This is a genomic window from Martinezella lusitana (genome assembly GCF_014207095.1).
Taxonomy (GTDB): domain Bacteria; phylum Pseudomonadota; class Alphaproteobacteria; order Rhizobiales; family Rhizobiaceae; genus Rhizobium; species Rhizobium lusitanum_B.
Window position 1 is genome coordinate 1 of sequence record NZ_JACHBG010000007.1, and the last position, 11,761, is coordinate 11,761.

The window sequence follows — 11,761 nt, forward strand, 5'->3', positions numbered from 1 at the left end:
ATGATCTACTTCTCGGAAACGGTGAGCAACTACACGGTGAAGAACGGCGCCGGCGATGCGATCACCATTGACGGCTTCGACGAGGAGCAGTTCCGCGTCAGCCTGGGCGCCGAGATCGCCCGGTCGTTCCAGCTGGAGGGTGGCGCGAAGGTGACGCCGAAGCTTGGAGTGACCGGCGGCTTCTCCGGGCTCGACGGCTCCGGCGCCTTTGCGGCCGTCACCGTCGGCATGAGCCTGCAGACGCAGAACTTCTGGATGCTCGATGCCTCCTTCCTCCTCAACATCGAGGGCGATGGACAGAAATCCATCGGCGCCAAACTCGCCGCCGGAAAGAAGTTCTGACGTCAAAATGCTGCGACCGGTGTCGATCACCGGTCGGAGGGAATGTGTGATGGTCGGGCGCGGGGCGACCGTGACCCGATCATCCGCGATACTGCCGCGCCCAGGGTGCATTTGACTCGATAATGCTCGCGACGGCCGAAGCTTTTGCGGCCAGATCGGTGTCGGTGTCATCTGCGAGCGCCAAAGCCTCCATTTTTTCATAGAGGTTTCGTGACGTGTAAAATTCAAAAGCGATCGCGTTGTCTGGATGCTCCCCGAATGCTGTCAGCCGAATCCCCTCGTGCCCCGGAGCCGGCCAACTGCACCAGTCAATCCACAGGCATTGCGCCAGCTTTGCGTCGGGGAGGGCCACTATCTGATCGAATAGATCTCGGAGATCCCAGCCTGCAAGTCTGAACATGCGGACGACATCGTCCAGAAACTCCTTGTGTCGGTCGATTTTCCAGCTCAGGTACAAATGTTGAAAGCGGTCGAGGACGCTCCATTCTTCTATCGACCAGTTTTCACGATTGCCGGTCGCAAAACGGTTCAAGCTGAGCTCTATTCCGACATTGCTGACATTCTCGCCGAGGGCCATAAGTTCAAGGATGCGAGGAAGGAGATATGCCCATGTCTCCTTGGCAATTCCCTTGGGATCGTAGGCTGCCGAATGCCAATCGCGAAGGTAATGGAGTGGAAGCTCCCTGATTGGCGGGTTGAAAAAATCGACTTCTATTTCGGCATCCATGCAGCAACGCTGACAAACCTCAATGCTTTTCGGCTTGTCATAGGCGAATACCCGATACGCCTCTACGATAATCTCGGTGAACGGGTGGTCGAGCTGACTGGTGGTCGGCCGGGGTTCTGGGTCGTTGCGGTTCATATGCCTTGGTAACATGAAGGCAATCGCAAGGGAATTTGAGGCGTGCCGTACAAAGCCCCGTAGCGGCTTGCGAGCAGCGGCATGCTCTCCTCTGCCGGATAGGGCGCTTTTCCACAACCTGTGCATTGCCTAGCTTGGGACGTGGGTCGCCAAATGCTAGAGGGGGTCCAGTCCACTGCGGATCGCTGACTCGCCTGCTTTTTGCTGAGCCGAGGGAACATTCCGGGATGGCGCTGTTGCAAGGCGAAATGACGAAGAGACTGGTTGCGCAGCACATTGGGCTTGGGTCGATCATTGCGGTCTGGCTGCTGTTGCCGGAGCGCACATGGTCGATCAAGAAAGGGAGCAAGGCAATGCCGATTTTTGCACAAGCAGCACTCTTGCTGGTTCTCTTGTTGGCCTTACCAGCGGCAGCGACGGCGCAAAATACTGCGACGTTCGAGGCCCCGAATGGTTCCTATACCTTCGAGTATTCGCAAGATTTCGCGCTGGACCAGCTGTTTGCCGATGGAGGCAGTGACGTCACCGGGGTGACGGCGTCTTCGCCGGCAAATGGAGATGTCATCATTACTTTTCTTGGACCTCGCGACCCCGGCGAGATCAAGGAGGTCAGCGAGAAGACGCATCAGCCAATTGTGGACGAGTTCACCAACGCGATTGCTCGGCTGCCGTCAATCAAGCTGCAGTCGTCATCGATGACCACGATGCTCGGGCAGCCGGCCATCGATATGATCTTTTTGAACAAGAGGTTCGTCTATCAAGGCAAGGGTAATCCTGCCGTCAATCGCTATGTTTTCACCATCCTCACTGGCAAGGCATATAATTTCGAGTGCATCTATCGCGAAGACAAGACGGAGCAGTTTGCCCCGCCTGTGACCTTGCCGTCTCGACAGTGCGGTTACAGGATGCAGCAGCGGCTGCAAGCTCTACCGTTTCGGTCGACGACGGTGATGATGGCGATTGACGAACGAACCGGCCAAAACCCTTCGGAGCGGGGTTGCAAGGATGTTGACGCCATCGTCGAGACACTGAAATAGGCCATATGTCGATCCGGCCGTTCGTCAGCGTCTGCGATTTCGAGCCAAGGTCACAGCCTGGCTCGCCCATCCGATTTCCGTCGGGCGATTGGAGAAGCTGTGGAACCGCATCGAGGCGTCTCCGCGCGGCATGTTGTTTGGCCGCAACTCGAGTTTAGGGAATTGTGGGCAACGGTTCCTCCATCCGAAGAGCAACCGCTCCCCCGGTCATTCCTGCACCGGCGGCAGCAAGGAGCAATTGTTCGTTTGCGGCAAAGGGGCGCTCACGATTGGCCAATGACATCGAAAGCGGAATGGTCGCCGCCGACGAATTGCCGTACTCGCCGATCGTGCATACCGACTTTTCGAGCGGAATTGCCAGTTCGTCGCAAACCGCATCGATAATCCTGACATTGGCCTGATGGGGTATGAAGCGATCGATGCGGTCAGATGAGATTCCGGCATGCCTCAACGCCTGGGCAGCGGATCGGGTCATGATGCCGATGGCTGTCTTGAAAACCGCGCGTCCGTCCTGCATCGTCATATATGACGCATCCTGTTCCAAGCCGGGATGGAAGGGGCAAACACTGCCACCGGCCGGAATGGAAATCAGCCCATAGGCTGAACCGTCGGACACGAGATCAACGCCGACAATACCCGATTGCCGATCCCGTGATGGAACGAGAACAACGGCACCGGCAGCATCAGCAAAGACCACGGAGCTTGCCCGCTCCTGCGGATTGATACGCCGGCTGAGTATATTGGCGGCGACGACGAGAACAGGTCTGCCTTGGGCTTTTACGAAGCCGTCTGCAAGCGCCAGCGCATACAGAAAGCCGGAACAGGCGCCAGCGAGGTCGATTGCTCCGGAAGCCTGAAGGTCGAGCTTATGAGCGAGTAGCGGCGCAGAGGGCGGCAGGAGGTGATCGGGTGTGGACGTCGCCAACAGAGTCAATGCAACAGTTGCGCGGTCGATAGAGGCATGATCGAGCGCCATGGATCCGGCATGGGCTGCCATGTCCGTCAGGCTCTCACCGGGGGCTGCCCAATGGCGCGTGCGTATGCCAGTTCGCTGCTCGATCCAGCCTTCCTCAAGCCCCAGACGCGCTTCAATTTCTGCATTGTCGACGCGGCGTTTCGGAACGTAGTGACCAAGCCCGGCTATTCTGCTCGACAAAGCACTCACGACATGAGCTCGATAAAATCGGCGGCCTCATCGATGGCCTCATAGGCGCGTCGCAGATCCTGTTCCGTCACACAATATGGTGGCATGAGATAAATGACATTGCCTAAAGGACGTATGAGGAGATCCTTGTCGCGAAAAAAGGTCCGCAGCTTTGGGCCGACCTCGGAAAGATAGCCCTTCGCTGCGATGGCGAGATCGAGCGCAGCGATCGTGCCGTGCTGCCGGACATTATCGAAGCGTGGGTCGGTCCGGAATTTTGCCAGCCATTCACGATGCATGCCTTCCACCTGTCTTATTCTGGATACGACAGGTTCTTCTCGCCACACTTTGAGATTTGCCGCGGCGGCCGCACAGGCGATCGGATTGGCGGTGTAGGAGCTGGAATGAAAGAACATCCGGCTACGATTGTCGGACAAATGTGCGTCGAATATTTCCGACGTAGAGAGCGTCACGGCAAGCGGTAGCGCGCCGCCCGTTATTCCCTTCGAAAGGCAAAGGATATCAGGCGAAATGCCAGCCTGTTCGCAAGCAAGCAAAGTGCCGGTGCGTCCCCAACCTGTCATGACCTCGTCTGCAATCAGCAAGGTTTGATGCGTTGTCGTTATCCGCCGAAACTCCTTCAGGAGATGAGATGGGTACATTTTCATCCCGCCCGCCCCAAGCACGAGGGGTTCGACAATGAAGGCTGCGACATCCCCGCAACGGCAGTGTGCCTCAAGTTGGTCAAGTGTCCGCTGCTGCAGGCCGGGCGCCGGGAAAGAAATGTGCGCGACGTCGAACAGCAAAGGCTCGTAGGCTGCATTGAACACTCCACGCGCGCCAATCGACATCGTTCCGATCGTATCGCCGTGGTAGCTATGTTCCATCACGACAATGCGGGAACGCGGGGAGCCCCGATTGTGGTGCATCCCGAGCGCCATTTTGAGGGCTACCTCAACCGAGGTCGATCCGCTGTCGGAAAAGAACACATGCGCCAGTTCCGCGGGCGCAAGATCCAGCAGACCGCGTGCCAATTCCTCGGCAGCGTGATGGCTGTATTCGGCAAAAATGACCTGATCCAGTTGTTCGACCGCATCGTGTATCGCCTTCGTGATGCGGGGATGGCGGTGGCCATGGGTGATGACCCACCATGATGAAATGGCATCGAGGATCGAACGACCATCCTCGTCGAGTAGATAGGCTCCTTGCGTTTGAACGATTTTCTTGAAGGCTGGTTCAAGCTGATGCTGGGTGAAAGGGTGCCATATCTGCGATCGTGCGCCGTGATTAACGGTCATGCCAGGGCCTCTAGAAAGTCTGAAATGTCGAATTGCGCGGTGAATGCGTGCCGCAAGGTCTCCGGGGTCAACGGGTCAAGATGCGGCAGGCAGCCGAGATTGGTGGCGCCACTCATGTGCTCGATGATGCTTTCTGTCTCGGGTTCGCGATCGCCAATGAATGCGACGCCGAGAATGGGGATTTTTCGTTGGCGCAGCGCTTCGATTGAAAGCAAGGTGTGGTTGATCGTGCCAAGCTTGGTTCGTGCACATAAAATGGTCGGATAGCGCCAGCGTGCAAATACGTCGGCAAAGGTTTGATTTCGTGTCAAAGGGACAAGCAGCCCGCCGGCCCCCTCGATGATGAGCGGCAACCGGCTTGCCGGAGGCATCAGCAGATCGGGCACGATGGAAACCTCATCGAGCTGGGCCGCTAGGTGCGGCGAGGCAGGTACGCGCAACCGCCATGCCTCGGCCAGAATACGATGTTGCGGAACCTCACCGAGTATCGCGACCGTTTCGCTGTCGGTTTGGCCGTCCAGCCCGGATTGGATCGGTTTCCAATAGGCCGCGCCGAGCGCACCCGTCAGTCCGGCAGAAAAGACCGTCTTGCCGATATTCGTATCTGTTCCGGTCACAACGATGCAGTTTTTCATGATGTTTCCCTCGCCATCATTGCCGCGAGCCGTTGAACCATGTCTGCAATGGTTGCCTTGTCGACATTGAGCGTGATGGTGATGCGCAGTCGCGCCGTTCCGGCAGGAACGGTGGGTGGTCGAATAGCGCGTATGTCGAAGCCTTGCCGACGCATACCTTCCGCAAGGCGCATGGTGCGCCCATTCTCCCCGATGATGACGGGGAGGATTTGCGTCCCGCTGCCGTGCCCACCAAGATGCTCAGAAAATTGCCTATTGGCGAAAGCGACGAGGTCACTCAGTGCCTGCTGGCGTTCTGGCTCGTCCGCCAGGATGACCAGTGCTTCGCGGACGCTTGCCGCCTGCAAGGGAGATGGCGCCGTCGCGTAGATGAAGGGTCGCGCTCGATTGATAAGGAATTCGCAGATGGTGCGGTTCGCGCCGATCAATGCGCCGGCGACCCCGAGCGCCTTGCCGCAGGTGTGAAGGACAATGACATTGTCCCGCCTTTCAAGGTCGGCGGCGCAGCCGCGCCCGCCGTTCCCATGAACGCCGGTTCCATGCGCCTCATCGACATAAAGAAAGCCTTCGTTGCGATCCGCAATTTCGATCAGATCGGAAAGCGGTGCGCGATCACCATCCATCGAATAGATACTCTCGACGACAATCCAGGGTGTGCCAACGCCCCCCTTCTTGCGCCAGAGCACGATAGCGTCTTCGACGGCGTTCGCATCATTATGCGCCACCGATACGGCTTCGGCCCGCCCGGCCCTGATCCCATCATGGGCGCTTGCATGGATCAGGGCGTCGTGCACAATAAGATCACCGCGTTGCGGCAGCGTCGAAAGGGCCGCAAGGTTGGCGGCGTAACCACTGCCGAAATAGAGCATTCGCTCGCAGCCGAAGAAAGCGGCGGCCTCCTCTTCAAGCGCTACGTGCTCGGCATGATTGCCCCGCAAGAGGCGCGATCCACCGGCACCCACCGGCACGCCGCGATCAAGGGCGTTGATCACGGCGGCGCACATGCGCGGCGACGAGGCAAGGCCAAGATAGTCGTTTGACGTGAAGTCTGATCCCGTGTCACGGATGAGGTCGCGTTGACGTCCCTTTTGAGCGAGGTGCTGGAGCTTGACGTCATAGCGGCGTAGCAGATCGAGGCTCATTGATGGCCCCCGAGTGTCATCGGCGTCAGCCGAAGGCGGCTCAGAAGGCTCTTGTCGCGATCATCGCCAGGATTGGCGGTTGTCAGGAGGGTGTCGCCGATGAATATCGAATTGGCACCGGCGAAGAAACACAGCGCCTGCATTTCGTCGCTCATATCAGCGCGTCCGGCTGTCAGGCGGACATGAGATTGCGGCATCATTAGCCTGGCAAGGGCAACGATCCGGACGAATCCAATGGAATCTACGGCCTTGGCCTCGGCCAATCTTGAGCCGGGTATGGGGATCAGCATGTTGATCGGCACGCTCTCCGGCGGGGTCGGCAGATTAGCCAGCGTTACAAGCATGTCGATCCGGTCATCCTCCTCTTCACCAAGACCAAGGATGCCGCCGCTGCAAACCTTCATGCCGGCTTCGCGGACGTGAGCCAGCGTATCCAGCCGGTCATCGAAGGTTCTCGTCGTCGTGACTTCCGGATAGAAGCGCTCGGACGTATCGATATTGTGGTTGTAGTAATCAAGCCCCGCCTTCGCGAAGGTGCGAGCCTGGTCCGCAGACAGCATTCCGAGCGTCATGCATGTCTCAAGGCCGAGCGCCTTGACCTCTTTTATCATGGAGACGATCGCTGCCTCATCGCGCGGCTTCGGGCTGCGCCACGCCGCTCCCATGCAATAGCGGGTCGCGCCCTGTTCTTTTGCTTTTTGAGCTTCCGCGACAACATCGATCGTTCCCATGAGCTTCGACGCCTTCACATTGGAGGTGTGATGGGCGGACTGGCTGCAATAGCCGCAATCCTCGGGACAGCCTCCCGTCTTGATGTTGAGCAATTTGCTCAGCTGAACGCGATTGGGATCGAAGTTTTCGCGATGGATGGTGTGCGCCCTGAATAAGAGATCATTGAACGGCAAGTCATAAAGCTCGCGTGCGGCATCGAGCGTCCAACACCCTGGTTCGCCTTGCGGTGCGGGAGCTGCTTCGTTTCTCGTCATGGCCATTCTCCTGAGGCGACAAATGGCAAACTGTCGCGACATTAAATAATAGATAATCTATAATACTATTGCCATTTCCCACGATATAACCTCAAATAGGCGGGATCAAATGCAAATATTATAGATAATCTATGGAGATGGCATGGCGGAGACGGTTGCGGAACGTATTGCACGCGTCGTTGGAGAAAAAATCGTGACGGGGGAGTTAGGGCCGGGAACGGCGCTGCGGCAGGACAAGATTGCCGAGGAATTCGAGGCAAGCCACGTGCCGACACGCGAAGCGCTGCAGCTCTTGCGTGCCCGTGGCCTTGCGATCAGCGAGCCGCGCCGAGGCATGCGGGTCGCGCCGTTGGATACCCAATCGGTTCAGGAGATTGCTGAAATTCGCGCAGCCCTGGAAACGCTTGCGCTGCGGCTGGCAGCTCCTCGCATGAATGCCGCGAGCTATACGAAGATCGAAGACGCGCTGACCGCGGGGGATCAGGCGAAGAACATAGCGGAGTGGGAGCAGGCGAACCGGGCCTTTCACAAGGCACTTGCTGCCCCTTGCAAGAGGCCGAGATTGCTAACGATGCTCGACGATCTCCAACTGGCCAACTCGCGGATCATCTTCTGTGCAACCCGAACGGCAGGATGGCAGCCGGGATCGAGCCAGGCACATCGGAAAATATTGAATGCGATGAGGCAGCGGGACGTCAACAGAGCGGTCGCCTTGCTGGACGCTCATATTCGAGGGCTGGAACAGACAGCCGCCGACGAGCGTATTCCATCAACAGAACTTGCTGTTCGACATTCCGGAACATAGCAGCTTTCCGTGGTCGCTTCCGGCAAAGGCAAGATCGATCCGGGCCGAACTCGTCGCCGCAACAAGCACCAACGGACAGCGATGTGTTCAAGAAGCGCGTCTTCAGCAAAGGCGCTATTGAGATCGCGGTTCGCCTATACCATGATCGCCACGATCCGGACGCCAGCGCCGGCCTTCCGTTGATTCTCGGAGCACGCGATGCCTGAAGAGATTGAAGTCGATACCGACAAATTGCGAGAAGCGATCGATGAGGAGATCGAGAAGAAATCTGCCTCGCTCCTGCGATTGATCGCCTTGACGACGGCGTTCTTTGCCGCCCTTGCGGCGCTCGGTTCGCTTTTGGCGGGCGGAACCATCAACGAAGCGCTGGCCCTTAAAACCGAGGCCACGCAGAAGCAGGCTCAAGCATCCGATCAATGGGCCTACTACCAGGCAAAGGGCATCAAGGTCACAATCCTCCAGGTGCAGAAGGAGCTGCTGACCGCGGGCGGCAAACCCGTTCCTGCTGATTCAGACAAGGCACTGCAACGCTATGCGGACGAGCAGAAGGCCGCGGCAACCGAGGCGCAGAACCTCGAAAAGCTAAGAGATCAGAAGGATGACGAAGCCAATGAGCTTATTCATCATCACCATTACTATGCCTATGCCGTCGCCATGCTTCAGATCTCGATCGCGCTTGGAGCGGTGGCGGCGCTGACGCGCAAGCCCTTTGTCTGGTGGGGCTCGTCTGCCCTGGGTCTTCTCGGCGCCGCGCTTTGTTTGTGGACATGGGCAGCGGGATGAGCTCGGGTCGGTCACCGAGATGCCAACGGGTCCATGCTAAGGCGTGCACGCGGCCGCGGTGAGCAATCGTCTGTCAATTAGAGCTGGTCTCGACAGACGGGGTCAGCCATTTAACGGCACCAGGCGAAAGCGGGCGGGACTTTCGCGTTGCTGCATCTACCTGGACGATGACGGTTTCGGCCGTTGCCATGCAACGGCCGTCCTGAAACACCGCCTGCGCCAGAGTGAGCGAACTCCGGCCGACGGAAGCTACACGAGTGCCAATGATCACCTCGCCTGGCCAGAGGATTTCGGCTCGAAAATCAAGCATTAGCCGGGCGAGGACAAACGCGCAGTCGGGCTCGGCCAGTCGAGGGGTGGCATTATAGAGAACTTCCACGCGCCCGGTCTCAAGGAAGGTCGCAAAGACGGCGTTGTTGACGTGACCCTGTCGGTCCGTATCCCCGTAGCGGATCTTATCCATGGCGCGCCATGGGAACTGTTCTATTCTGATATCGCTGGTCATGGTCTTGCCCCGTCGATAGCGGCATGTCGAGCCGAGCGGGCAAGCCCTCCGAAGGCGTCGAGAAGGCGATCCCGCCAGTGGAAAATCGGATCGTCCGCTTCCAGCAGCTCGACCGGGCTCGTACAGCGAGCCCACATGAACATGCCGAACACGCAATAATCGGCATAGGCCGATGTCACGCCGGATAGATAGGGGGCCTTTCTCAGAGCATCGCGCAACGGCGACAAAGCGCTCCGCAAAGCAGAGAGATGGGCGGGACGATCCGCAACGACGGCTTCGAGGTTCTGGCCGAAGCGCTTCTCGCGCGATGCACGGAAATAGGCCTGATCGACAGGGGCCAAACAATCATGAATGTCGAGCAGAATGATACGGGCAATCAGCGGCAACAGCGTCCTGTCGGCCCAGGCATTGATAAAGGCGGCAAGTGGTATCGCCGCTTCTCCTCCAAACAGGGGAGGGGTGTCTGGATATTGCGCATCCAGATATTGGCTGATCCGCCAGGAATCGCTGACGATTTCTGTGCCGTCGACCAGCACCGGCACATAGCCCTGACCAGAGAAGGCGATGGCTTCCCTTTCGGTGAAGCGCCAAGGACGGGTTTCCGCTGTAAGCCCCTTATGCGCAAGCGCCATGCGGACCTTCCAGCAGTGTGGGCTGAAAAGCAGTTCCGGATCTGCTCCGGCGAGTTCGTAGAGTACCATGCCCAAGCTCATCTCATTGGCCCTTAAAGTTCTTCGCAGCCTGGCCGAAGAGACAGAACCTGCCGCCTTTACTGTTATGAATGCCGTTGAAATTCAAAGTGAAATAGCAGCTGACTTGAAGGTCTGCGCAAGCAGGCGCGATCTTATGGCCGTTCGCACCCGTCCCATTGCGAAGGTCGATCATCTCTGCTCCTCGGCAGCATATTAAAGCTGCTTAGCAAAACGATCATCGGCTTTGCTTGAGCTGTCAAGAATGAAGCGAGATCAATGCTGCAAAAACGAAGCTCAATAGGGGCGTGAGCTCAATCTTCAGGCAACGGCGGGCAAAGTTGCAAGAGAGCGCAGTCCTTGAAATGCGGCCGGCCATAGAGTGCAAGGCGTCGACCCGGCAATTCCTTGTCGGCTCTTGATGCTTGAGCATGTCCGTCTTACGTGGGGTTGCGGATCTGCTCCATTCTCAAGCTTTCATGCAAACTCGGACAGGAGCCGCTGTGCTTTTTTTGACTTGCGCTCGGCGCTATTTCGCGCCTTGCGCCGCATCGGCCTATCTCGACGTGAATGGTATCCCACAACTCGTGGAGGATCTCACTTGCCATAGCTGCCTGGCTTTCACGCATGGTGGCCGTTGCCCGAATGGGATCGCGAGGCATAGTGGTGGAAGCATCACGATGCAGGGAATATGGCGGCCTACAGAAAACTCCCGGCTTAGCCGGGGCGAGCGGTGTTGCGGGACGAGCCGGACCGTAAAGCGTCCGCCATCGCGCAGCAGATCGTTGTGCGATAGCAGAGCCGCATTCATGCACGTTTCGTCGTTTGCGAGGTCACCTCTTTGGCAAGGCTGCACGCCCTTGGACGTGCGGTACTTCGGTTGCCGCTCGAACAGTACTCGGCTGCCCTGTACCCTTTATGAGCTTGGCAGGATCAGCCCAGGCGCAGGGATTGCACAGCGGCCTCGAGAATTTCAACGGCGTCGCTTCGCCGCTTGTTTTGCAGGCGCTGCTTTCCGATCGCTTTCAGTGCCTCTCCGCCGAATGATTCCATGATCTCGGGCAAATGCCGTATGCCGCCGCGGGCTCCCCAGCTGCCATCCCTGATCTCCGTCGGAAATACCCAGACGCGCCGGGCGATCTCGTCGCTCGATGTGCCTTCGGCGCGGGCGACTGCTGCGGTTACCTCCTTGACCAGACTGGCTCTGGCCTCGCCGGTATATTGCCCTTCGGGGACAGTCGGCACTATGCGATAGATCGGGGCAGGTGCGGGTTTGCCGGCCCGATAGACGACGGCCGGCCTGTGCACGAATATCCAGCTTACGTCTCGCACCCGCTCATTGCTTGGATCGAGCCCCTCATGCGCTATCAGTATGTCGGTGAGCTCGCGCATCAACGATGCCTCGCTATCAGCGCTAAGCGCATCTTCCGGGATGAACACATCGATCATTGGCATTGCAGTCGTCTCCTTGGATCGTTTCGATGGCCCATATTGCTCTTTCATTGTCGTGGCAGAAGTGGCAGTATAGCCAAT

Annotated in this window: 14 protein-coding genes; 5 read left to right on the forward strand and 9 right to left on the reverse strand. The window is 58.2% G+C overall.

Translation table 11 applies throughout. The features are described 5' to 3' along the window. On the forward strand, positions 1–342 hold a 342-nt coding region (locus GGD46_RS16215; RefSeq protein ID WP_184705638.1), incomplete at its 5' end, for a hypothetical protein. A gap of 79 nt (positions 343–421) precedes the next feature. Here the strand turns inward: GGD46_RS16215 and GGD46_RS16220 are convergent. Then, positions 422–1,204: a hypothetical protein gene (locus tag GGD46_RS16220; protein ID WP_184705640.1), complete on the reverse strand. Its 783-nt coding sequence runs from the start codon at positions 1,202–1,204 to the stop codon at positions 422–424. 353 nt (positions 1,205–1,557) lie between these two features. On the opposite strand from GGD46_RS16220, the gene GGD46_RS16225 reads away from it, so the two are divergent. Continuing rightward, positions 1,558–2,241, forward strand: a complete 684-nt coding sequence (locus GGD46_RS16225) for a hypothetical protein (protein WP_184705642.1) — start codon at positions 1,558–1,560, stop codon at positions 2,239–2,241. A gap of 154 nt (positions 2,242–2,395) precedes the next feature. Here the strand turns inward: GGD46_RS16225 and GGD46_RS16230 are convergent, their stop codons facing one another. The 5 genes from GGD46_RS16230 to bioB are packed head-to-tail and all read right to left on the reverse strand — an operon-like array spanning position 2,396 to position 7,452. After that, complete coding sequence (locus GGD46_RS16230; RefSeq protein WP_184705645.1) at positions 2,396–3,406, reverse strand: beta-ketoacyl-ACP synthase III; 1,011 nt, start codon at positions 3,404–3,406, stop codon at positions 2,396–2,398. Beyond that, entirely contained in the window at positions 3,403–4,683 is a 1,281-nt protein-coding gene (locus GGD46_RS16235; RefSeq protein ID WP_184705647.1) for an adenosylmethionine--8-amino-7-oxononanoate transaminase, read from the reverse strand. The genes GGD46_RS16230 and GGD46_RS16235 overlap by 4 nt, the downstream gene beginning before the upstream one ends. Continuing rightward, positions 4,680–5,318 (reverse strand): dethiobiotin synthase, encoded by a 639-nt coding sequence (bioD, locus tag GGD46_RS16240; protein ID WP_184705649.1) that lies wholly within the window; start codon positions 5,316–5,318, stop codon positions 4,680–4,682. Before bioD ends, GGD46_RS16235 begins: the two co-directional genes overlap by 4 nt. Further along, positions 5,315–6,460: an 8-amino-7-oxononanoate synthase gene (locus GGD46_RS16245; RefSeq protein ID WP_184705651.1), complete on the reverse strand. Its 1,146-nt coding sequence runs from the start codon at positions 6,458–6,460 to the stop codon at positions 5,315–5,317. Before GGD46_RS16245 ends, bioD begins: the two co-directional genes overlap by 4 nt. Continuing rightward, entirely contained in the window at positions 6,457–7,452 is a 996-nt protein-coding gene (gene bioB, locus GGD46_RS16250; RefSeq protein WP_409527688.1) for a biotin synthase BioB, read from the reverse strand. Before bioB ends, GGD46_RS16245 begins: the two co-directional genes overlap by 4 nt. A 136-nt stretch (positions 7,453–7,588) precedes the next feature. Between bioB and GGD46_RS16255 the strand changes: the two genes are divergently transcribed. Next, positions 7,589–8,251, forward strand: coding sequence for a GntR family transcriptional regulator (locus tag GGD46_RS16255; protein WP_184705655.1), 663 nt, complete (start codon positions 7,589–7,591; stop codon positions 8,249–8,251). Positions 8,252–8,449: 198 nt separating this feature from the next. Continuing rightward, entirely contained in the window at positions 8,450–9,034 is a 585-nt protein-coding gene (locus tag GGD46_RS16260; protein WP_184705657.1) for a DUF4337 family protein, read from the forward strand. A 73-nt stretch (positions 9,035–9,107) separates the two neighbouring features. On the opposite strand, the gene GGD46_RS16265 is transcribed toward GGD46_RS16260, so the two are convergent. Beyond that, positions 9,108–9,539 (reverse strand): thioesterase family protein, encoded by a 432-nt coding sequence (locus GGD46_RS16265; protein ID WP_184705659.1) that lies wholly within the window; start codon positions 9,537–9,539, stop codon positions 9,108–9,110. Then, complete coding sequence (locus GGD46_RS16270; RefSeq protein WP_313206305.1) at positions 9,536–10,240, reverse strand: glutathione S-transferase family protein; 705 nt, start codon at positions 10,238–10,240, stop codon at positions 9,536–9,538. Before GGD46_RS16270 ends, GGD46_RS16265 begins: the two co-directional genes overlap by 4 nt. Here GGD46_RS16270 and GGD46_RS16275 point away from each other — a divergent pair. Beyond that, a complete protein-coding gene (locus tag GGD46_RS16275) occupies positions 10,239–10,448 on the forward strand; it encodes a hypothetical protein (RefSeq protein ID WP_184705663.1) in 210 nt (69 codons plus the stop codon). The genes GGD46_RS16270 and GGD46_RS16275 overlap by 2 nt on opposite strands. Positions 10,449–11,161: 713 nt before the next feature. Here the strand turns inward: GGD46_RS16275 and GGD46_RS16280 are convergent. Further along, the gene (locus GGD46_RS16280; RefSeq protein ID WP_184705665.1) at positions 11,162–11,683 is read right to left on the reverse strand and encodes a Tautomerase enzyme; all 522 of its coding nucleotides are present in this window, start codon (positions 11,681–11,683) and stop codon (positions 11,162–11,164) included. Between the last annotated feature and the right edge of the window lie 78 nt (positions 11,684–11,761).

Excerpts from the sequence above, each read along its gene's own strand:
- GGD46_RS16270 (WP_313206305.1), bottom strand. The coding sequence starts at position 10,240 with ATGGTACTCTACGAACTCGCCGGAGCAGATCCGGAACTGCTTTTCAGC.
- GGD46_RS16275 (WP_184705663.1), top strand. The coding sequence starts at position 10,239 with ATGCCCAAGCTCATCTCATTGGCCCTTAAAGTTCTTCGCAGCCTGGCC.
- bioB (WP_409527688.1), bottom strand. The coding sequence starts at position 7,452 with ATGGCCATGACGAGAAACGAAGCAGCTCCCGCACCGCAAGGCGAACCA.
- GGD46_RS16235 (WP_184705647.1), bottom strand. The coding sequence starts at position 4,683 with ATGACCGTTAATCACGGCGCACGATCGCAGATATGGCACCCTTTCACC.
- GGD46_RS16265 (WP_184705659.1), bottom strand. The coding sequence starts at position 9,539 with ATGACCAGCGATATCAGAATAGAACAGTTCCCATGGCGCGCCATGGAT.
- GGD46_RS16255 (WP_184705655.1), top strand. The coding sequence starts at position 7,589 with ATGGCGGAGACGGTTGCGGAACGTATTGCACGCGTCGTTGGAGAAAAA.
- GGD46_RS16280 (WP_184705665.1), bottom strand. The coding sequence starts at position 11,683 with ATGCCAATGATCGATGTGTTCATCCCGGAAGATGCGCTTAGCGCTGAT.
- GGD46_RS16245 (WP_184705651.1), bottom strand. The coding sequence starts at position 6,460 with ATGAGCCTCGATCTGCTACGCCGCTATGACGTCAAGCTCCAGCACCTC.
- GGD46_RS16220 (WP_184705640.1), bottom strand. The coding sequence starts at position 1,204 with ATGAACCGCAACGACCCAGAACCCCGGCCGACCACCAGTCAGCTCGAC.
- bioD (WP_184705649.1), bottom strand. The coding sequence starts at position 5,318 with ATGAAAAACTGCATCGTTGTGACCGGAACAGATACGAATATCGGCAAG.
- GGD46_RS16260 (WP_184705657.1), top strand. The coding sequence starts at position 8,450 with ATGCCTGAAGAGATTGAAGTCGATACCGACAAATTGCGAGAAGCGATC.
- GGD46_RS16225 (WP_184705642.1), top strand. The coding sequence starts at position 1,558 with ATGCCGATTTTTGCACAAGCAGCACTCTTGCTGGTTCTCTTGTTGGCC.